The sequence below is a fragment of the Synechococcus sp. CC9311 genome (genome assembly GCF_000014585.1).
In the GTDB taxonomy this organism is placed as follows: Bacteria; Cyanobacteriota; Cyanobacteriia; order PCC-6307; family Cyanobiaceae; genus Synechococcus_C.
Genome location: NC_008319.1, coordinates 1,457,376 through 1,477,145 on the forward strand (window position 1 = coordinate 1,457,376; position 19,770 = coordinate 1,477,145).

The following is a 19,770-nucleotide window of genomic DNA, read 5'->3' on the forward strand; positions in this document are numbered from 1 at the left end:
CGATTTACAGCCCCGGTTGCATGGACTTATCCATTGAAATGGTCAGGTTGATGGGACCACAGCCCAATGGCTTCGAGCCTGACTGAAATCGCTTACCGCACCATCCAGCAGGGCAGGAGCCTGGCAGGACTGGCCCATAAGGAGCTGAGCACCAAAGCCATGGAGCTGTTGGCACCCGACGTTGTCCCCAACACAGAACCTGTTCCTGACGAATTACTGGGCGAACTCCGGCGCTCATTAAGCGCTTTGCAGGACATCGATTGGCAGGAATCAGAGCAAGGGCTCTATCCCTCATCTCTGCTGTTTGATATTCCCTGGCTGGAGTGGGCTGAGCGTTACCCACGCGTTTGGCTTGACCTTCCCTCAAATTGGGCCAGGCGAAGGTCTCGAAACGTCCAGGACATCCCTGACACGCACGACAAAGAGCTGTATCCAGATTATTACTTACAGAACTTCCATCATCAAACGGATGGTTATCTCAGCGATCACTCTGCTGAGCTTTACGACTTACAGGTCGACATTCTCTTCAACGGTGCTGCCGACTCGATGCGCCGCAGGCTGATTGCTCCTCTAAAACGGGGTTTGAAACGATTTAGCGATCGTCCCGAAGCCAGTCTTCGCATCCTTGACGTCGCCACAGGAACCGGTCGGACGCTCCATCAAATCCGAGCTGCTCTACCGAAAGCCTCACTGTTTGGTCTTGACCTTTCCGAATCCTATTTGCGTCAGGCCAATCGTTGGCTGAATAAGGGACGCGACAGCCTCGTGCAGCTGCTACGAGGCAATGGTGAATCCATGCCTTTTGGTGATGAAAGCATGCAGGCTGTGACATGCGTTTTCCTAATGCATGAGCTTCCTGCTGAGGCTCGCCAGGCTGTTCTCAATGATGCCTACCGAGTGCTTGAGCCTGGTGGAGTTCTTGTTCTTGCCGACTCCATCCAACTCAAAGATTCACCGCAGTACAGCGTGCCGATGGATAACTTCCGAAAGATCTTTCATGAGCCTTTTTACAGAGATTTCATTTCAGATGACATCGAATCACGCCTGAGCGAAGCTGGCTTCACAGGGATTTCAGCCGAATCCCATTTCATGGTGAGAGTTTGGACTGCCAACAAGCCTTGAAGTGATTCCCTGACATACGTGCATTGATGTCGACCAGCGCCCCATAAGGTGCAGGAACCCTTGCCGAGGGCTTTGATGATCAACCCTTTTTATGTCCGTTGGCTTCAAGGCTGGACATTTCAGTTGGTCTTAATGGAAGGGAAAGTGCAGGTGGAGGCACATGGTTTTGGAATCTGTATCCGTACAGCTCTTTTGCATGGCGAAACACCTCAGGATGCCGCCGATCGACTCGTTCTCGAGGAAGATACGCGGCGCCACGCCTTGCATCAAGCTTGGTTGAAAGGTCAGGCAGTGCCAGCTCATTCCAATGAACTGCCCTGTTTTGCTGAAACACCTACTTCAGCACCTGAATCCCTTGTAGTTGTGCAACACAAAACCCTTGTTAGTTAAATCCAACAATTTGTCATTGCTTCACGCTGATAGTTTCGCCAATACAAATCCAATCAAAACACCAGGGCCTCCCCAACGAAGAGAACGCCAAAAGATTTGAGCCGATTTTGGTTTAAAGAGCCACTTAAATTCATCTTGGCCTTCAACAAGTTGTTGAAGAAGGTTTCGACGTTGCAATCGTCGTCTGGAGCGAACTTCGTTTCCTTCCCAACGCCTTGGCTGAACGTGAATCAGAGTGCCCAAGGCATGTAACGGACGCGGCTGTTTACGACGGGAAGCTGATGCCATGGAGCGTTCACTGCGCACGTCACAGCGTCAGACGTGAAGCATCAGGATAAAGGCAACCGACCATCAGAAGACAATGCCAACGACTGAATCACGCTGGCCAGAACCCGCCCCTGAACTCGCCAAAGAACTCCATCGTTGCTTAAGTCTTGGCGACCGTGACTGGCATCGTTTAAAAACCGATGCCGACCGTCGTAGCGCTGAACTGATGGCTGCGGCCTTATCGCAACTCATCCAGGGGGGAGAGCGCCACGATGTTGAAGAGCTCACCGAGCAAGCGCTCCGCTGGATTAGACGGGAACTGAAAGATCCTGGCTGTCCGCACCGTTAAGGGACGCCACTCGAGCATCGGGCCGGCGGCTTGCCAGCTGGACGCGATTCCCGCGTCGACTCCAACGCACATCATCAAAACACTGATAAATCAAAAACAGTCCACGGCCTTGATTGGCTTCGATGCAATCAGGCAGCTCCCCAAGACGTGCATGGGTAGGGACTCCTTCACCTTCATCCTGGATCTGCCAAATCATCCATTGAGGGGTGAGGATGCGCCGCACACGCAAACACTTGTTGGGATCTCCAGAGTTCCCATGACGAACAGCATTCACGAGAGCTTCCTGAAGACCGAGTTGAAGCCGACCGGTTGTTTCCACACAATCCACGGGGTCGAGTAGCAGCTCCAACAACGGAGAGAGTTGCAGAGTGGAAGGAAGAATGAAGTCAGCCCATCGCGTTCGTTGGAACGAAGGGGTGAGATTGAAACTGAACGACCCTGAAGTCGATCCAAGCCGTGATGACATCAGGACCGAAGCATTCTGTTTTGACCATACCCCTTGAGCTGATCCATGCCATAGGGCATTAACTCATTGACGAGCAACCAGAGACGGATGGTTGAGCAAGGCATCGATCAATCGAACGCCTCGAAGCTGGTTGATCAGTGGCATATGGCCCTCTGGAGCCTTCAATGACCAATCAAAAGCATTGGGATAACGCGTCCACACACCTTCCTGTTTCCAGCCAATCCGAGGCCAAAGCTTGTCGTAACGACCATTGAGAGTGGCCAGCAAGCGAGCCTGCACTGTGAACCCAAACCGGCCTTGGGAGTAAGCGATCCAGAGACGATCGAGCGTGACGAGATCAAGCCCTCTCATCGACAACACTTCACTGAAGTAGACATACCCGCGCCGTTCGGCCTGCTCACCGGCCAGCTTGCGAAGGAAGGCACTCGTGAGGCGATCAGCTTCTTCAAAGCGTTCTTCAAGAAGAGCCTGCTGAAGAGGGGAGTAATCCAGATCGGATTCCGAACCGGTGGTAAACCATCCCCGTGAAGCATCGAACAGAGAGCTCAGAGCCGAAGGTTGATGACGATGAAGGGTCTGCAAAATCCAACCCGCAGCCCACTCGTCTCCTTCACGATCAAAGGAGGAAAGAGCAGCCTCACCCATGGCAGCCAGCTGATCAGCCGCTTTCTCGACTGCTGGGATCAAGGAGCGTTTTTGTCGTGATGAGCCACTGGAGAATTTCTCGAGGAGCTGGTCGACGCTGAGATCGGAAGAAGAAGAAAGACCAGAAAGCATGACGGACTACCGCCTCTAACTGGCACGGCGTTGACCCACTATGTCAGGGATGGGATCCACAAACGTGAGCGGTATCGATCTGTTTCGGGCAGCGAGCGGAACGCTGGTTGATGTACGAACTCCATCAGAATTTGCTCAGGGTCATTGGCCTGGCGCAATCAACATCCCACTTTTCAACGATGAACAGAGAGCCATCGTGGGACGCGCCTACAAGCAAAAGGGCCGGAAGCAAGCCATAGAGCTGGGCCTGAGCTTCACCGGCCCAGCCCTTGTCGATCTTTCCAAAGCGCTGACAAAGGCAGCTGGAGGGCCCGACCAGCCGCTTCGGTTGTATTGCTGGCGAGGAGGGATGCGCTCCAACAGCATGGCCTGGCTTGCGGCTCTCAAGGACCATCCCACCCTCGTACTCGAAGGCGGATACAAGGTGTATCGCCGCTGGGTGCTCGAGCAATTTGAACGCCGTTGGCCCGTCCAGCTTCTTGGCGGACGGACGGGCACGGGAAAAACAGATCTACTGATCGCCTTGCAAGCCTTAAATGTGGCTGTGGTGGATTTGGAGGGGTTGGCTCATCACCGTGGAAGCAGCTTTGGGGGTCTTGGTCAACCCCGTCAGCCCAGCACAGAGCATTACGAAAATGGATTAGCTGAAGCCTTAGATGACTATCGGCAACGACAAGCCACACAAATTTGGCTGGAAGCCGAGAGCTCCTCGGTGGGCTGCTGCCGCATCCCGAAAGCACTGTTCCTGCAGATGCAAAAGGCACCGGTGCTCGAAATTCGCCGCAGTCTCGAGGAGCGGATTGATCAGCTCGTGGAGGTGTATGCCTGCCAAGACCCCGATCAGCTGCAACAAGCCACGGAACGCATCCAGCGCAGGCTGGGTCCTCAAAGGACGCAAACTGCCTTAGAGGCGATCAGAGATCAGCGCTGGCGGGATGCTTGCAGAGCGATGCTCGACTATTACGACCGCTGTTACGACCACGAGCTCAAACAAGCCAAAGAAACATCCCATCTTGATCTCAGTGGCCGCACTCCACAGGATGCGGCGATAGAACTGCTGAACTCCGGTCGCGTTGCACCGATCGATGCCCCCTAAGATCCCGCTTAGGTACTGAATCAGCATTCATGGCAGACGGAAGCAAGGCAGTGATCCAGTTCCTTCGTGGTGTGGATGAACCCGTCGTTCCAGACATCCGCGTGACTCGCAGTCGTGATGGACGAACTGGACAGGCCATCTTCGTGTTTGAACAACCCGAGGCACTTGCGCCTGAAGTCATGGAAGCCATCACAGGCATGTTCATGCTTGACGAAGAGGGCATGCTCGTCACCCGTGAGGTGAATGGCAAGTTCGTGAACGGCAAAGCAAGCGCCTTGGAGGCCACGTACACCTGGAAAAGCGAACAGGATTTTGAGCGCTTCATGCGCTTCGCTCAGAGGTATGCCGATTCCTCAGGTCTTGGTTATTCCCAGGATTCAGGAGAAGCTCCTGCGAGTGACAGCTCGAACGGGTGAAGCTTCAACACTGGCTTGGACTTTGCGCCTTACTGGCAACAGGACTGTTGTTCTGGAGTTTGCGTGAAGTCCTGATCCACTTGTTTGCGGCCATTGTTTTGGCAATGGCGCTGTGCACACTCGTAGGAGCGCTTCGTCAGCGCTGGAACCTTCCCAGACCCTTGGCACTGCTGGTCTGCATTGCGGGTCTCGTGGTGATGGTTTCCATTGGTTTAACCGTGATCGTGCCGCCTTTCACGAGCCAATTTCAACAACTTATTCTTCAGCTGCCATCGGCTGCCAAAGCCCTGAAAGACCTGCTTTTGCAGTTTTTCTCGTCGGTTAGCTCCATGGTGTACGGAAGTGAGAGTTCCAGTAATTGGAGCCAGCTGCTCTTCCCTAAAGGCTTGGCCAACAGCTCAGGCGGACCTGCGATTGCCTCCAGCTTGACCGGAGGCTTGTTGGGACTTCTTGGATTGGCAGGCAATGTTGGCAGTGGTCTGCTTCAGCTTCTTATCGTCTTTGCCGTCACTTTGATGGTGGCAGTCCAACCCCATGCCTACAAAAATGTTGGCATTCAGATGTTGCCGTCCTTCTATCGAAGGCGGGCCCGCGTAATCCTCAACATGTGCGGGGAAGCCCTCAGCAACTGGATGATCGGCGTATTGATCAGTTCCGTTTGCGTTGCTGTTTTGGCTGGAATCGGACTCTCACTGATGGGAGTGAAGCTGGTAATGGCCAATGCCTTGCTGGCTGGCTTACTCAACGTGATTCCGAATGTGGGGCCAACCCTCAGCACGGTCTTTCCGATGTCCGTCGCTCTGCTCGACGCCCCTTGGAAAGCCTTAGCTGTCTTGGGGCTCTACATATTCATTCAGAACCTGGAGAGCTATGTGATCACGCCTTCCGTGATGCAGCGCCAGGTCAATTTGCTGCCAGGGCTCACCCTTGCCGCTCAATTGGTGTTCACTGTTCTTTTCGGTCCGCTTGGTCTGTTGCTCGCCCTGCCCTTAGCAGTTGTGTTGCAGGTTCTTATTCGCGAAGTCGTCGTTCACGATCTTCTTGACCCCTGGAAGCGGCAGAAATTGTCCTCATGAACGCTCGCACCCTGCTGATTGCGCTCACATCCATCCTGCTCACACTGTTGTTGTGGCAGCTGCGCTGGGTGCTGCTGATTCTGTTTGGAGCCGTTGTGTTGGCCGTGACACTCGATGTTCCGATCCTGAAGTTGATGGAACGCTTCAGGCTCCAGCGGCCCGTTGCCCTATTGCTCGTTCTTGTGATTCTGTTCCTGGGCGGAACCTTGGTGGTTCAACTCCTCCTCCCAGAACTGCTGGGACAATTCGAACAACTCACCGCTCTTTTGCCCAATCTGATCGACAAGATCAGGTCGATCATCGCAAGCCAACCAAGCCTGTCAGACCTCAACATCAGTCCATCTGAATCGCTCAGCTGGACGAGAATTCAGCCCGTTGGTGCGCAGCTGCTTGGTTATGCAGGTGGTGCTGCAAATGGCTTGATTCAAGTTCTTTTGATGAGTCTGTTAGCGATCCTGCTCGCACTGGATCCCAAATCTCATCGGCAAATGCTGATCGCCGTGAGTCCTCGTCCTGCACGGGCTCAAGTCACGCAACTGCTGGATCGCTGCCGAGACGCTCTTGGCGGATGGCTTGCCGGCATGACCATTTCAGCAACTGCAGTGTTTGTTCTCACCTGGACAGGGCTCGCCATCCTCGGTGTGCCATTGGCCTTGCTCAGCGGCTTGGTGTGTGGCTTGCTCACCTTTGTTCCCACGATTGGACCTTCAGCAGCAACGCTTTTGCCGATGGGGATTGCACTTTTAATCTCCCCAAACCTGATGTTGCAGGTGTTGGTCTTGCGGTTTGCACTGCAGAACCTCGAAGCTTTTGTCCTGACGCCTGTGTTGCTCAGTCGGACAGTGAATTTATTGCCAACTGTGGCGTTAACCGCTCAATTAAGCCTGGGAGCCCTACTCGGGCTGCCAGGCGTTTTACTCGCTTTACCTCTAGTGGTGGTGCTTCAGGTGATCATGCAGCAAGTGGTGATCAAGCAGATCATGGATCGCTGGGAGTTATCCCCCGTATTGCCATCCCGTGCTGCTGAGCTCGAGGGCAGCAGCGTCACGGTGGAGAACCGCTGATTTCACCTGCCCAAGAAACACGGTGTGATCGCCATGGGCAAGTTCACCTACGAGCTCGCACTCCACGGCACCGAGGGCGTCCTTGAGAATCGGTAAACCCAGCTCGCCTGTTGTGAAAGGAGCGGCCTCAAAGCGTCCGCCAACCGCCTGCTGGGGTTTGAAAAACACAGCAGCTAAATCCTTCTGATCGGCTGCCAACACGTTGAGAGAAAAGCGACGCGTGCGTTGGATCATGCCGTTGCTGGTGCTATCAGCACGAACAGCCATGACCACCAGGGGTGGATCGAACGATCCCTGCGTCACCCAACTAGCAGTGAACCCATTGACCTGATCCCCTTCTGCGACACCACAGATGAACAAGCCATGGGGGATTTTTCTAAGCAGGGTTTTCTTGGCGTCGAGATCGAGCGACATCGTGCATTCGAGGCGGTCATCCAACTTAGGAGTCAGAGCTCAGACCGACGCACAGGTCCGTAGTGACGCCAGATAGAGGGAAGGAGAACGATGACCACAACCGCCAGGAGATGGTGCCGAATCGCAAACATCAAACTGGTCAGAGTGATGTGATCGAGCAGAAGCCGAAGCTCCACGCGTAAATCCAAGAGAGCCAATATGCCCAACAACAGGGGGACCCAGCGTTGGGCTGGGGAGCTGGATGTAATGGTCAAATCACGCACCCGCCGTACGTTGTCTGGGCCAGATACTGAGGAGGGAAGGGGCCAGAGCAATACTCGACCAACTGCCCACAATCACGCCAATCGCAAGCGCCACTGCAAACCAAAACAAGGTGGATCCGCCAAACAAAATCAGACCCAAGAGGGGGAGCAAGGTGGTGCCACTGGTGTAAAGGGTGCGGGTGAGAGTGGCGGAAACGGCACGGTCTACCTGCGCATCCAGAGGTAAGTCACCATCTTCTCGTTGACGTTCGCGAATGCGATCAAACACCACCACGGTGTCATTCACCGAATAGCCGGCGATGGTGAGGAGTGAAACAGCAAACAAACTGTCGACTTCCAAACCGCTGATCAGTCCAAGCCAGGCGAAGAATCCACAAACGATCAAGACGTCATGAACTAAGGCCACAAGTGCCAAAACGGCATAACGACCGTCGTAGCGAATGCTGATGTAGAGAGCGATGCCGGCAAACGCCACCAGCAACGAGATCAAGCTGCTGCGCAGCAACTGGCCGCCAAGACTGGGCCCAATCGTGTCAACAGATTGGCCACCCACTTCAAAGGGGCCAGCGATGGGCTCAACAGCCTCGATGACAGCCTGCCCCTGTGAGGCGGTTAGGGCCGGCATACGCAACACCACCGATTCGCCTCGATCGAGCAACTGAACCCGAGCCGTAGCAAGGTTCGGCAGGGTCTCGGCGTCTTGATCGCGACCTTCAGCAGGCAAGGTGAGGCTGGCCAGCTTCTCCTGGATGTCGATGGCCCTGACGTCTTGGCAATTGTCTGTGCACAAACGCTCGAGCTGGATTTGGGTTCCACCTGTGAAATCAAGTCCAGGCTTTAAGGGGGAGCGAATCTGAGGATTCGTCCAGCTCAGCACCAAACCAAGCGCGCTGAACAACAGCACGAGCACGGAGATCAACCAAACCTTTCGCCGTTGGCGGCTCAGGGGAAAACGCAAGGGGCGTTCTTGACCAGTTGGGGAGGACACAGCCATGGCTCAAGCAGCGGAGGAAGGCAGCTGCCCTGCGGGCAGAAAATTGGTTGGACGGCGCAGAGATTGATAACTCATCAAGAAACGCAAGAGCGTGCGCGTGCAGGTCAGTGCCGTGAACAGGCTGAGCAGAACACCAATTCCTAGCGTTGCAGCAAAACCTTTCACCAAACCCGTTCCGAGGAAGAACAACGCAGCACAACTAATCAGCGTGGTGATGTGACCATCAACGATCGAGGAAAAGGCTTGAGAGAACCCAGTTTCGATTGAGCGGATCAAGGTGTTGCCTCGACGCAATTCGTCTTTGATGCGCTCAAAGATCAACACATTGGCATCCACGGCCATACCAATACTGAGGATGAACCCGGCCGTTCCCGGCAGGGTGAGGGTGACCGGTATCAGCGCGTAAGCGGCCATGTTGAACAAGGCATAAAGGCTGAGGGCCAGCACAGCCACCGCTCCTGCAAGTCGATAGACGAGCAGCATGAAAATGGCGACCAACACCAAGCCTGCAAGTGCAGCAATCAGGCTGCGACGCACATTTTCAGCTCCCAGGCTGGGGCCAATCGTGCGCACCTCAAGAATTTCCACGGGAAGGGGCAAGGAGCCACCACGCAGCTGCACCTCGAGGTCCCGGGCTTCCTCAGCGCTGAAATTACCTGTGATCACAGCGGAACCACCGGTAATACCAGCGGCTTTGAATTGCTCACCCACGCCAGCTTCGCTGATGGGCCGGCCATCCAACACGATGCCGAGTAGACGCCCTGTGCCTGCGATCGAACGGGTGAGCTCTGCAAATTTGTCACCCCCCTCTCGGTTGAAGGTGAGTGTCACTTCCCAGCTGCTGCCGTTTTGCTGCTGTTGGCGACCTGCTGTCACAAGATCCTTACCGGTAAGTGCCGCCGGCTCGAACCGATCCACAATTTCTTCGTTGGCACGAGCGAGTAGCTGTTCCAACTGCTCTTGCTCAGAATCAGCAGTTCCTTCAAGGCCCAACTCTTTTTGAGCCTTGGCTAACTGCTCACGGGTGGGGCCATCCTCTTGATCGACTGGATCTGAGGCATCCTTGCTCGCGTTTAGTGCCAGCACGCTTCTCAGCTGGGCTCTGAGTTGAATTAATCCGCGTAATTCCTGTTCTGAACCAGGCTTCTGTGCCCGAAACTCCAACAACGCTGTGCTGCCCAATACGCGAGCTGCCCTAGATGGATCGGTGACGCCTGGAAGCTGCAAAACCAGTTGGTTATCACCCACGGTCTGGAGGGTTGATTCGGCGACACCTAAACCATTCACGCGACGATCAAGCACGGCTTTCACGGCTTCCAGCTGCTCGGCTTTCACTTTGGTGATCTCACCCGATGGCTGCACTTCAAGCGTGAGCTGGCTACCTCCGCGGAGATCGAGCCCCAATTGAAGAGGGAAGCTTGTGAGAACGGATCCAGCTGCGATGGCCAGAGCGAGGATGAGGGCGAACCACCCCTGTTGACGGGCCATGAATCAGAGCCCCTTGCGCACGATGGCCTGAGCCGTTTCCACGATTTGATGGGGCTGAATAATCGTCAGATTTTCAAGATTGCCGTTGTAAGGCGTGGGAATGTCTTGGCTGGACAAGCGAATGGGCCGGGCATCGAGATCATCGAAGCAATGCTCCGTGATTAGCGCAATCAACTCAGCGCCGATGCCGCCGGTCTTCATGCATTCTTCAACCACGATCACCCGATGGGTCTTACGGATCGAGCGGGCGATCGTTTCCATATCGAAAGGCTTGAGACTGATCAGATCGATCAACTCAGCATTGATTCCATCCGCTTCCAACTGCTCCACAGCTTTCAAACAATGGTGCCGCATGCGTGAATAAGTGAGGATCGTGACGTCACTGCCTTCTTTCACCAGATCGGCTTGATCAAGGGCGCAGGTGTAATCACCATCCGGTAATTCTTCTGTGAGGTTGTACAGCAACACATGCTCAAAAAAGAGCACAGGGTTGTTGTCGCGGATCGCAGCCTTCATCAGCCCCTTGGCATTGGTAGGCGTGCTGCAAGCCACAATTTTGATGCCAGGAACAGCATGGAAATAGGCCTCAAGGCGCTGACTATGTTCTGCTCCCAGTTGACGGCCCACACCTCCTGGTCCACGCACCACTGTGGGGATCGTGAAATTACCGCCACTGGTGTAACGAAGCATCCCCATGTTGTTGGAGATCTGGTTGAACGCCAAAAGCAGGAAGCCCATGTTCATGCCTTCCACGATTGGCCTGAGGCCTGTCATGGCTGCACCAACCGCCATGCCCGTGAAACTGTTTTCAGCAATCGGCGTGTCGAGCACACGCAACTCGCCGTATTTCTCGTAGAGATCCTTGGTGACCTTGTATGAGCCGCCGTATTGACCGACGTCTTCACCCATCACGCAAACGTGGGGGTCGCGGGCCATCTCCTCGTCGATGGCCTCACGAAGTGCGTTGAAGAGAAGAGTCCCTGCCACGGCGTTGCTGCAATCCCGGCCAAGCCGGCGTGAGTGGCCAAGCTATCTCAGCAACGAAATAATTAGCCCCCTGCAGCAAACGTCGTGAGCAGGAGCACGGAGAGAAGTAACCCCGGAGAGAGCAGCAAGATCAGCTGACCAAGATCGTGGGGAGTCATCACCAATAACCGCCTCTGGCAGTTCAGGACAGAGATCTGAGGCTAGACAGCATCAGCTTCTTTGCCTGTGAAAAGACTGCGAAGAAACACAAGGAACAAGCCAATCCCAACAAAGGCACAACTAAAAGTGGCTAGGAAACACATGCCGATCAACAACGTCTTCAGCGCAGAGGCAATGCTTTGAGCGGTGGCAGAACTAAATGTGGATGGACGGTTAGCGAAATAAGTCACCATCCCTGTGCTCAATCTGAAGCTGAGCCAGCTCATCAGCAAACTTGTAAGAGAACCAGAAAGGAAACTGATCGGTCCCTTCTTGCGTTCTGAAGTCGCCTCTGGCTTCTGGATGTCGTTGCTGCTCATGGCATCAGCTTGGCGCCATGCCCCACAAATGAACAACTCCACGCGTCAAAACCGGCTTGTGCGAAGGAGTCACGGGCTACATCCAGAGCCTGATCAGCATCCAATCGATTAGGAAACAGGGCGAAGCAGCTAGGGCCGGATCCACTCATCGCTGTTCTTAGTTGACCAGGAAGATCCTGGAGCAAGCGCAGGGCCATTTGCACTGAAGCTGTTTGAGGTTCCACAACATCCTGCAAATCATTGCGAAGTGGAGGTGGCTCAGCGGCTCGCAGAGGGTTCAACCATGACGCTGCACGCAGATCCTGCCGCCGTTGTGCAAAAGCCACTTCATCGCTCAAATAATGGTCGCCCTTGAGACGACGACACTCGCCATAGGCCCAGGGCGTCGAAACGCTGACGGTGGGATTTTTCACCAGTACCACCCCTAAAGACTGCTCAGCCGCCGGGACTGATTCAAGACATTCGCCTCGACCGAAGCAGAGCTGAATCCCACCGGCAAGACAAAACGGCATGTCGGAGCCAAGTTCAGCAGCCATGGCGCATAAATGGTCATGGGTGTGTCCGAGCCCCCAGAGCGTATTTAGCGCCAGCAAAGCTGCAGCACCATCACTGGAACCTCCAGCAAGCCCAGCTCCTATGGGAATGCGTTTGCGCAGATGAATTTGAGCGCCAAGCTCATGAAAGCCAGACCGCTGCCGAAGCAGTGCGGCGGCACGGAACACGAGGTTGTCATTGCCGCAACTAAGACCGGGCTGATCACAGCTCAGTTGAATCAATCCATCAGCTCTGTTGGAACAGTCCAGCTGATCAGCGAGGTCGATGCTTTGCATCACCATCGCCAATTCGTGAAATCCATCAGAGCGCTGACCGAGCACCTCAAGATGAAGATTGATTTTGGCGGGAGCGGTGACGCGAACGGTGGCGGTCATCCGATCAAGCAACAGAGTCGACCTGATTCAAACCCTTCGCCAGGGCAACCCAGGCTTCTGGTGCCACATCCTGAGGTCGTTGCTGAAGGCTGATGCCGGCCTCTTCTGCCAAGGATTGCAAGAGGTCTGTGGAGCCCACAGGAGCCAGGGTGTTGCGCAGCATTTTGCGGCGACTCAAGAAGGCCATCTTCAGCAAACGTTCCACCCCACGGGACAGGGCAGCGGTAGGACGCCGTTCAGGAGGAAAGGGATCGATGCAGATCACCTCGGACTGCACCTTTGGGGGTGGTTGAAAGCAACGCGGGGGCACAGGACACACATGGCTGCACCGTCCCAACAACTGCATGCGCACACTTAAGGCACTGAAATTGCTGTGTCCAGGACGAGCACGAATGCGTTGAGCAACCTCATGCTGTACCAGTAAAACCAGTCGTTGATAGGAGAAGTCGACGGGACGGTCGAGACGACCAATCAAACGATCCAGCAAGGGTCCTGTGATGTTGTACGGGATATTGGCCACAACTTTGTTAGCTGGTACCCCACCGGACAGTTCCAACGGAACGGACAGCACGTCTCCCTCCTGCAGGGAAAACTTTGGATGGCTTGCAAAGGTCTGCTGAAGCCCAGCGACGAGGTCACGGTCAAGCTCCACCGCATGGATGGCCGCTGCCGCTGAGGCCAGGAGTCGTTCTGTCAGAGCCCCACGACCGGGACCCACCTCCAAGACTCGATCCCCGTCCTGAAGTTCGGCGGCCTCAACGATTCGATCCAGCACTCGCTCATTGATCAGCCAGTGCTGTCCGAAACGCTTGCGGGCCGTGTGCCCTGAAAAGGTCATGACATTCACAGCGTTGATTCACTGTGCCCTATGCAGGAATGAACGACTGGGGCAAAAGCGTGATGGCAAAGGTTCCTGTGGTTTGCATCACTGGCCCCTCCGCAGTTGGGAAAACCAGGTTCACCCTGGCACTGGCAGAAGCACTGAGCGCGATCGAGATTGAAGTGCTCGTGATCTGCTGCGACGACTACTACAAACAGCATGGACAACCTCACCCACGCTTCGGATTTGACACGGCGGAAGCCATTGAGATCGATGCGTTGCGAGCTGAGCTGGATCAGATCACGCATTACACAGCAAGCAGCTTGCGTACCTACGACATGCACACGCGTGACGTCGGTCGCAAATCCCTCAATCAGCGCTATCAGCTTGTCTTGCTTGAAGGTGCCTATGGACCACAAGACCTGCTAGACGACGGCTCGATCACGGAGTTGTTCTATCTCGAAGCCCCCTTAGTGCTGCGCATGATTCGACGACTCCGACGGGATCAACAAGAGCGCGGACGAAACCCAATGCAGATCATCCAACACATGCTGATGCACATGATTCCGGGTGAACGAACCTTTATCCACCCACTGCGATCGTTCTCGAAGCTTGTGATTACCAACCCACGCCGGGGACAAAAGGCTGCTCTTGCATTCATCCAAGCCCTGCTCACTGAATCAGCCGTGTGATCTCCGACTAATGCCATCAAGCACGTCGATAGGGATCCAGCGCAAGCCATGCCTGTGCACTGGAAGGACCACGAGCGCCAACACAACTTCGAAACAGCTGGCCTCACTCCAAGCGTTGGCTGCTCGCCAACATTCGACAGTGCGGGCCAAACACCTTCGCTTGGCTTGATGAAACGCAGCAACACCCCAACCATCCAACCCTGAACGGTGACGAGCCTTCACCTCAACCACCAGGATTCGACTCGCTGGAAAGGACTGTTTCGTGAAGAGCAGATCAATCTCTCCATACCGACAGCTCCAGTTGTGTTCCAACAAGCGCCATCCATGGCGCAGCAAAACCTCTTTGACATAGAGCTCTGCCTGAGCTCCTAGCGCTTGAGAGTTAGACAACAAGGGATGGCGTAACAACTTGATCTCAACCATTCCCCCTGATGAGCAGGGTTCAAAAGCGAAATTTAATGGCTATAAACCTTAAAGATTGAATCGTTGTATGCGAATCGCGATTAGCGGCACTCATTCACAAGGGAAAAGCACATTCGTGCACGACTGGATCAAGCGTCATGATCACTACATTCGCGAAGAAGAACCTTTTCGAGCGTTGCATGAAGAGGGCTATGACATTCGCTTTCGCCAAGAAAGCACGAGACTACATAACGGGATTCAGATGTACTACAATATAAGCAGACTAATGAACTATCAGAAAGATAGTGATTGCGTTATTTTCGATCGCTGCCCAGTTGATTACATCGCTTATTCACAATATACCGCCAATCATGGAACCACTGACATTGACAATGAATTTGTCGAATCACTAGCAGCAAGAGTCAGGGACTCTCTCCAGAAACTTGATCTACTAATCTTTTTACCGATTACAAGTAAGTGGCCAGTTGCGATGGAAAATGATGGGATTCGCCCGATTGACATTCCTTATCGCGATCAAGTGGATGCCATTTTTAAACAAATTTACAGAGAGCAACGGTTCTCAGTGATGCCAATTAACAACCCACCAGTCTTGATTGAGCTTTGGGGTGCCAGAGACGATCGCTTGAACAGCTTGGAACAGGCAATTCAATGCGAAAAGAACAAACGGATTCAAAAGTCCTAGGCTGAACAACAGATACCTCACTCCCGATGCGATTGCGCTTATTGGCTCCGCTGATGGTTCTTTGGGTCACGCTGGCTTTGCCGATGCAACCGGCATTTGCCGCGATGGATTATGCCAAGCAGGTGTTGATTGGAGCCGATTTTTCAAACCGGGAAATGCAAGGTGTGACGTTCAACCTCACCAATCTTCGAGAGGCCGATCTTTCAGGGAGTGATCTGCAGGGTGCAAGCCTTTATGGGGCCAAACTTCAAGACGCCAATCTAAGCAACAGCAACCTTCGTGATGCCACCCTTGATTCTGCGGTCTTTGACGGCACCAACCTCACCAATGCAGTGCTTGAGGATGCGTTTGCTTTCAACACACGCTTCATCAACGTCACCGTAGAAGGCGCTGATTTCACCAACGTGCCTTTGCGAACGGACGCGCTCAAGGTTCTGTGTGCCAACGCTGAAGGGGTGAACCCTGTCACCGGTCGAGACACTCGCGAGACCCTGGGCTGCTCATGAGCTTTGATCCCCGTAGCTTGGAGCGTCTTAAGGAGTTGGGCCGCTCGTTGCCTGAGCCGATCGCGCCTCCCCAACAAAACCCTGATCGCCCAGTGAAGGCGACCGAAAAGCGCCACCGTATTGAAACCGAAGACAATCCGGAACGCCTGTTTCAGGAACTGATGAAAGCGAGCAGTGATGGCACTGTTCCTGAGCATTTGATGGCGCGGCTCAAGGATGCTGAGCGTCACCTTGCGACTCAGAACAAGGCGAAAGCAAAGGCCCAGATTCCGTCGTCTTCTCAGACCCTTTCCAGACAACCGCTTCGTGGCGGCCAGGGAAAAACCACCCGTCCCTCCCGTCCGAATGTGGCAGCTGGGAGCGAAGAAGAGTCGCTGTATGTGGCCTTTAGCCAGCTTCTTTTAGAAGATGACGAAGACTGAGCTTGAGGACTGCATGCGTTGGGATTCCCAGGGATGAATCCGTCTCGCTGCCGCATTATCGCCATCGGCAAAGTTCGCAAATCCTGGGTTCAGGACGGAATTGAGCTCTATCGCAAACGCCTTCCTGGACTCACGATCGTTGAATTACGGGATAGCAATCCCGAAAAAGAAGCCGAATCGATTCGCCAGACACTGCGAAGGGATGAATGGCCTGTGATGTTGATGGAACAGGGTGAAACGCTGACGTCGATCAACTTTTCTGAGCGGCTCCGCAGCCTTGGATCGCAGCGGCTTGCGTTCGTGATTGGTGGTGCTGATGGATTAACAGCAGAACTGAAAGCCTTAGCCCATTGGAAGCTCAGCCTCTCACCGATGACATTCCCCCATGAGCTTGCAAGACTTCTCTTGATCGAGCAATTGTTCCGAGCCCAAGCCATTTTGCAAGGAAGTCCTTATCACCGTGCCTAAGCAAGAGACTTTCTCCTTGGCCTACTGCGAGTCGTAATGCTGTCTTCCACTCAATCATCAGATCAATCATCGATCCAGGCATTGGATCAAGACATCATGGAGCCAAAAAGTATTTTGTGTTTTGGAGACTCCAACACCTGGGGAATGGCGCCTGATGGGAGTGGGCGCCTGCCATTTAAAACACGCTGGCCCAATCGTCTCCAACAGATTCTGAATCAGCAAAATCTCAATCATCAAAGCTGGAATGTCATTGAACAAGGCTTAAATTCAAGAACCTGGGTGATGGATGATCCTCTGGGAGCTGTTAATTATGGTGGTGACTACAGCTGCAATGGCAGACAAGACTTGTCCATGATTCTGCACAGCTGTAAACCCCTCAACGTTGTACTTCTTGCGCTTGGATGCAATGACTGCAAAAGCCACTTACATTTATCTCCGGAAGAGATTACATCTGGAGCTAAAATTCTTATCCACGATATACGCATGTCCTATCAATGTGGGCCGCGTTATTCCAATCACCCCCCCACGATTGTTTTAGTGACTCCTGGAGTCATTCAAACCACACCACAATCTCTTGCTTGGGGATTCAAAGGAGCCGCCGAAAAGTCTCGAATGCTTCCCTCCCTCTATCGCAACCTTGCTGAACAGGAGTCGGTGTTCTTTTTCGATACTCAAGCTATTGCTGAAACATCTCCTTTAGACGGTGTTCACTTCGGTGCAGATCAGCAGGACTCCATTGCTGCTGGATTGGCAGAACTCATCACAGCCATTTCATCGTGAGACCGAGTCAGCTGCCCGTTCAGCCTTCCAACGGCAAGGCTTCAAGTGCAGTAAATGTAATTGGCTCAAATTTGGCAATACTCACACTCCAACAGCGTGACGTGATCGCCAACAGTCCCTGCTGAAAGGCTGCGCTATCCCCGGTGTTAAGCCAGGACGCTTTGAGACGCGGTAAAGCCTCAGGCAAATGCTCCATGCCCAATTCAGCCATCAGCAAACTTCCAGCCACCTCGTCACGTTGCAAAGGCCCCTGATCACTGCGTTGCCAGATGCGAAGAAGGAGTTCCAAAGCCAGCTCACGGGCTATCTGCTCAGGAACCCCCTCTCCAGCTTGCGTCGCATCCAATGGCAAAGATCGTCCCCCGAGGGGCATGGCTCGTTTCCCATTCTGCTCAAACAGGGCGATTGCCAGGAGATAGGGAGAATCGGCCATCAGCAGAAGCTTCAGAGACAACCATCTTGATCGACTACGAACTCCTCGCCTCGTTTTTGCGCCTGCAGGGAACTTCTACAACTCCAATCAGACCAACCAAGACTGTCCACGGCACAGCTCACCGGCTCACGCCCATTGAACGCTGCAACCATCCGATTCAGTTCAGCAATTTTGCAAATCCCTACTAGCCAACAACGAAGGAACAACGAAAAGCATCAGCGATATCAAATAAACTTTTATTGTGCTTTATGCACTTCAAGCGATTGCGAATAAAACTATTGGAATCAGCACTACTTCTCACTTGAAAAAGCCAGATATTCCCAAAAATGAATCGGAAAGACTAAAAGCACTTAGTGAATACAGAATTCTTGGCACAAAACCCGAAGAAAATTACAATGATATAACGAAAATAGCTTCTCTTACATGTGGCACTCCCATTGCTCTCCTGAGCCTGGTTGATTCAGATCGACAATGGTTTAAAGCCAAGGTTGGCATTGAAGCCGAAGAAACTGTGCGCGACTGGTCATTCTGTGCTCATGCGATTCACTCCTCTGAACCGTTAATCGTTGAAGATGCGTTAAAAGACGAACGCTTCTTTGACAATCCCCTGGTCAAAGGAGACCCAAAGATCAGACTGTATGCAGGCTTTCCCTTGCAGAACGACGAAAATCACAGAATTGGGACGCTCTGTGTGATTGATCGAGAGCCACATGGGCTTACAGACATACAATTCAGCATCATGGAATCCTTGTCCAGGCAAGCAGTTGCCTTTCTTGAGCTAAGGAAAAGATCCATCAAATTAATTGAATCTTATTGTTCACTCGCAGACAATGGAAATATCATTTCAACCTGTTCTTACTGTCGAAAAGCAAAAGACACTGATGGGCATTGGTTACATCTAGATCGATATCTATCTAAGCGTACTAATCTGAATTTCAGTCATGGAATTTGCGATTCATGCATTGAAGAACACTTTCCTGATGTTCTTGAAGTCTGGCAGTCAGAAGAACAGTCCAAGCTGGAATGCAAGTCAACAAACCAAAAGATTGTGCTCTAAAAGTTGCTACTGAAACAGCGCATACCGCCTCCTTCAAGTTACGCAAAACGCCAGGCCTCCTGTCTTTGAGATTGGTGTCCATAGGCCTGGCATCGGCTTCAAAGCATGGCCACCCAGGGATCAGCCAAAGATGGCCTTGCAAGCGGGGATCCAGAGGGCCAGCTTCCCCTCAATCCCCAGCAAATGAGAATCACTTGCAATTTCGCCCCCTTTCGGATTGAATTGCGAACAATTCTCATTAAACTGCGATGATCCGTCTTTTCGGCACCAGGGACGACTTACTCGCAGTCCTAACAGCACAGTGGGCGAACGAGCAGTTAGGCCTTGGCAAGCCCATGCCGCGGACGGCGCACGCCGGGAAACAACAGAAAAGCAATCAGAACGTTTGTACTATTAAATGAGTGTGAACGTGAGCTTCCGTGAAAGTGGATCGGATATCGCTGGAGCCACCCCAGCCTCTGCGACTCCAGCGTGAAAGCCTCTGCCTTCCTCTGGCGCATGACCAGATTGCCGCAGGGTTTCCCTCCCCAGCTGACGACTACATCGACGTGGGGATCGATCTCAATGAACAACTGATTCGCCATCCCAGCAGCACCTTTTTTCTGCGTGTAAGCGGCGACTCGATGACTGGCGAGGGCATTCATCATGGCGATCTATTAGTGGTCGATCGCAGCCTCGACCCTCACCCTGGCCGAGTGGTGGTAGCCATCCTGGATGGGGCTTTCACTCTCAAACGCCTAGTTCGCCATCGCGGCCATCTACGCCTGGAAGCGGCCAACCCTGACTATCCCCATTTAGATCTCCATCATTGCGGAGATGTGCAGATCTGGGGCGTCGCAATTCACGTCATCCATCCGCTTTAACGCTCACG

At 53.5% G+C, this 19,770-nt stretch carries 28 protein-coding genes; 15 read left to right on the top strand and 13 right to left on the bottom strand.

Translation table 11 applies throughout. The features are described from left to right. Positions 1-66: 66 nt before the first annotated feature. Both SYNC_RS07350 and SYNC_RS07355 read left to right on the top strand, forming a co-directional pair. A complete protein-coding gene (locus tag SYNC_RS07350) occupies positions 67-1,122 on the top strand; it encodes a class I SAM-dependent methyltransferase (protein WP_011619498.1) in 1,056 nt (351 codons plus the stop codon). Positions 1,123-1,197: 75 nt separating this feature from the next. Beyond that, complete coding sequence (locus SYNC_RS07355) at positions 1,198-1,512, top strand: hypothetical protein (RefSeq protein ID WP_011619499.1); 315 nt, start codon at positions 1,198-1,200, stop codon at positions 1,510-1,512. A 21-nt stretch (positions 1,513-1,533) separates the two neighbouring features. Here the strand turns inward: SYNC_RS07355 and SYNC_RS07360 are convergent, their stop codons facing one another. Further along, positions 1,534-1,800: a hypothetical protein gene (locus tag SYNC_RS07360; protein ID WP_148201876.1), complete on the bottom strand. Its 267-nt coding sequence runs from the start codon at positions 1,798-1,800 to the stop codon at positions 1,534-1,536. A 73-nt stretch (positions 1,801-1,873) separates the two neighbouring features. Here SYNC_RS07360 and SYNC_RS07365 point away from each other — a divergent pair, with 73 nt between their 5' ends. Further along, entirely contained in the window at positions 1,874-2,128 is a 255-nt protein-coding gene (locus tag SYNC_RS07365; RefSeq protein ID WP_011619501.1) for a DUF6439 family protein, read from the top strand. Here SYNC_RS07365 and SYNC_RS07370 read toward each other — a convergent pair. Both SYNC_RS07370 and SYNC_RS07375 read right to left on the bottom strand, forming a co-directional pair. Further along, positions 2,088-2,594, bottom strand: coding sequence for an ATP-binding protein (locus tag SYNC_RS07370; protein ID WP_011619502.1), 507 nt, complete (start codon positions 2,592-2,594; stop codon positions 2,088-2,090). The genes SYNC_RS07365 and SYNC_RS07370 overlap by 41 nt on opposite strands. Positions 2,595-2,657: 63 nt before the next feature. Beyond that, positions 2,658-3,371: a GUN4 domain-containing protein gene (locus SYNC_RS07375; RefSeq protein ID WP_011619503.1), complete on the bottom strand. Its 714-nt coding sequence runs from the start codon at positions 3,369-3,371 to the stop codon at positions 2,658-2,660. Between the two features lie 40 nt (positions 3,372-3,411). Here SYNC_RS07375 and mnmH point away from each other — a divergent pair, with 40 nt between their 5' ends. From mnmH to SYNC_RS07395, 4 genes are read left to right on the top strand one after another with little or no spacing between them, the layout of a single operon-like run. Then, positions 3,412-4,467 carry a tRNA 2-selenouridine(34) synthase MnmH gene (gene mnmH, locus SYNC_RS07380; protein WP_011619504.1) on the top strand — a complete coding sequence of 352 codons (1,056 nt, stop codon included), beginning with the start codon at positions 3,412-3,414 and terminating at the stop codon, positions 4,465-4,467. A 29-nt stretch (positions 4,468-4,496) separates the two neighbouring features. Continuing rightward, the gene (gene psb28 / locus SYNC_RS07385) at positions 4,497-4,883 is read left to right on the top strand and encodes a photosystem II reaction center protein Psb28 (RefSeq protein ID WP_011619505.1); all 387 of its coding nucleotides are present in this window, start codon (positions 4,497-4,499) and stop codon (positions 4,881-4,883) included. Next, positions 4,880-5,959: an AI-2E family transporter gene (locus SYNC_RS07390; RefSeq protein ID WP_011619506.1), complete on the top strand. Its 1,080-nt coding sequence runs from the start codon at positions 4,880-4,882 to the stop codon at positions 5,957-5,959. The genes psb28 and SYNC_RS07390 overlap by 4 nt, the downstream gene beginning before the upstream one ends. Continuing rightward, positions 5,956-7,023 (top strand): AI-2E family transporter, encoded by a 1,068-nt coding sequence (locus SYNC_RS07395; RefSeq protein ID WP_011619507.1) that lies wholly within the window; start codon positions 5,956-5,958, stop codon positions 7,021-7,023. Before SYNC_RS07390 ends, SYNC_RS07395 begins: the two co-directional genes overlap by 4 nt. Here the strand turns inward: SYNC_RS07395 and SYNC_RS07400 are convergent. The 8 genes from SYNC_RS07400 to rsmA form a co-directional block, all read right to left on the bottom strand. Then, positions 6,955-7,437, bottom strand: coding sequence for a flavin reductase family protein (locus SYNC_RS07400; protein ID WP_041427011.1), 483 nt, complete (start codon positions 7,435-7,437; stop codon positions 6,955-6,957). The two genes, SYNC_RS07395 and SYNC_RS07400, sit on opposite strands and share 69 nt — an antisense overlap. A 32-nt stretch (positions 7,438-7,469) precedes the next feature. Then, positions 7,470-7,700 carry a hypothetical protein gene (locus SYNC_RS07405; RefSeq protein ID WP_049750340.1) on the bottom strand — a complete coding sequence of 77 codons (231 nt, stop codon included), beginning with the start codon at positions 7,698-7,700 and terminating at the stop codon, positions 7,470-7,472. Continuing rightward, positions 7,693-8,694: a protein translocase subunit SecF gene (gene secF / locus SYNC_RS07410; protein WP_011619510.1), complete on the bottom strand. Its 1,002-nt coding sequence runs from the start codon at positions 8,692-8,694 to the stop codon at positions 7,693-7,695. Before secF ends, SYNC_RS07405 begins: the two co-directional genes overlap by 8 nt. A 3-nt stretch (positions 8,695-8,697) precedes the next feature. Then, a complete protein-coding gene (secD, locus tag SYNC_RS07415) occupies positions 8,698-10,182 on the bottom strand; it encodes a protein translocase subunit SecD (RefSeq protein WP_011619511.1) in 1,485 nt (494 codons plus the stop codon). Between the two features lie 3 nt (positions 10,183-10,185). Continuing rightward, entirely contained in the window at positions 10,186-11,169 is a 984-nt protein-coding gene (locus SYNC_RS07420; protein ID WP_011619512.1) for a pyruvate dehydrogenase complex E1 component subunit beta, read from the bottom strand. A 200-nt stretch (positions 11,170-11,369) separates the two neighbouring features. Then, entirely contained in the window at positions 11,370-11,687 is a 318-nt protein-coding gene (locus SYNC_RS07425; RefSeq protein ID WP_011619514.1) for a DUF3082 domain-containing protein, read from the bottom strand. Continuing rightward, positions 11,684-12,616 (bottom strand): 4-(cytidine 5'-diphospho)-2-C-methyl-D-erythritol kinase, encoded by a 933-nt coding sequence (gene ispE, locus SYNC_RS07430; RefSeq protein WP_011619515.1) that lies wholly within the window; start codon positions 12,614-12,616, stop codon positions 11,684-11,686. The genes SYNC_RS07425 and ispE overlap by 4 nt, the downstream gene beginning before the upstream one ends. A 4-nt stretch (positions 12,617-12,620) precedes the next feature. Beyond that, entirely contained in the window at positions 12,621-13,454 is an 834-nt protein-coding gene (rsmA, locus tag SYNC_RS07435; RefSeq protein ID WP_011619516.1) for a 16S rRNA (adenine(1518)-N(6)/adenine(1519)-N(6))-dimethyltransferase RsmA, read from the bottom strand. Positions 13,455-13,516: 62 nt separating this feature from the next. Here rsmA and SYNC_RS07440 point away from each other — a divergent pair, with 62 nt between their 5' ends. Beyond that, positions 13,517-14,128 (top strand): uridine kinase, encoded by a 612-nt coding sequence (locus tag SYNC_RS07440; protein WP_041427013.1) that lies wholly within the window; start codon positions 13,517-13,519, stop codon positions 14,126-14,128. On the opposite strand, the gene SYNC_RS07445 is transcribed toward SYNC_RS07440, so the two are convergent. After that, a complete protein-coding gene (locus tag SYNC_RS07445) occupies positions 14,117-14,551 on the bottom strand; it encodes a YraN family protein (protein WP_011619518.1) in 435 nt (144 codons plus the stop codon). The genes SYNC_RS07440 and SYNC_RS07445 overlap by 12 nt on opposite strands. Before the next feature lie 67 nt (positions 14,552-14,618). Here SYNC_RS07445 and SYNC_RS07450 point away from each other — a divergent pair, with 67 nt between their 5' ends. From SYNC_RS07450 to SYNC_RS07470, 5 genes are read left to right on the top strand one after another with little or no spacing between them, the layout of a single operon-like run. Then, on the top strand, positions 14,619-15,233 hold the full coding sequence (locus SYNC_RS07450; RefSeq protein WP_041426567.1) for an AAA family ATPase: 615 nt from the start codon (positions 14,619-14,621) through the stop codon (positions 15,231-15,233). 26 nt (positions 15,234-15,259) lie between these two features. Further along, complete coding sequence (locus SYNC_RS07455) at positions 15,260-15,739, top strand: pentapeptide repeat-containing protein (RefSeq protein ID WP_041426568.1); 480 nt, start codon at positions 15,260-15,262, stop codon at positions 15,737-15,739. Then, positions 15,736-16,161, top strand: coding sequence for a hypothetical protein (locus SYNC_RS07460; protein ID WP_011619521.1), 426 nt, complete (start codon positions 15,736-15,738; stop codon positions 16,159-16,161). The genes SYNC_RS07455 and SYNC_RS07460 overlap by 4 nt, the downstream gene beginning before the upstream one ends. A 33-nt stretch (positions 16,162-16,194) precedes the next feature. After that, entirely contained in the window at positions 16,195-16,629 is a 435-nt protein-coding gene (locus SYNC_RS07465; protein WP_041426569.1) for a 23S rRNA (pseudouridine(1915)-N(3))-methyltransferase RlmH, read from the top strand. Between the two features lie 36 nt (positions 16,630-16,665). Beyond that, positions 16,666-17,409 (top strand): SGNH/GDSL hydrolase family protein, encoded by a 744-nt coding sequence (locus SYNC_RS07470; RefSeq protein WP_148201877.1) that lies wholly within the window; start codon positions 16,666-16,668, stop codon positions 17,407-17,409. 19 nt (positions 17,410-17,428) lie between these two features. Here SYNC_RS07470 and SYNC_RS07475 read toward each other — a convergent pair whose 3' ends face one another. Continuing rightward, positions 17,429-17,842, bottom strand: coding sequence for a hypothetical protein (locus SYNC_RS07475; protein ID WP_011619524.1), 414 nt, complete (start codon positions 17,840-17,842; stop codon positions 17,429-17,431). 301 nt (positions 17,843-18,143) lie between these two features. On the opposite strand from SYNC_RS07475, the gene SYNC_RS07485 reads away from it, so the two are divergent. Next, positions 18,144-18,899, top strand: a complete 756-nt coding sequence (locus SYNC_RS07485) for a GAF domain-containing protein (RefSeq protein ID WP_011619526.1) — start codon at positions 18,144-18,146, stop codon at positions 18,897-18,899. 419 nt (positions 18,900-19,318) lie between these two features. After that, positions 19,319-19,762 carry a LexA family transcriptional regulator gene (locus tag SYNC_RS07490; RefSeq protein WP_011619528.1) on the top strand — a complete coding sequence of 148 codons (444 nt, stop codon included), beginning with the start codon at positions 19,319-19,321 and terminating at the stop codon, positions 19,760-19,762. Positions 19,763-19,770 lie beyond the last annotated feature (8 nt).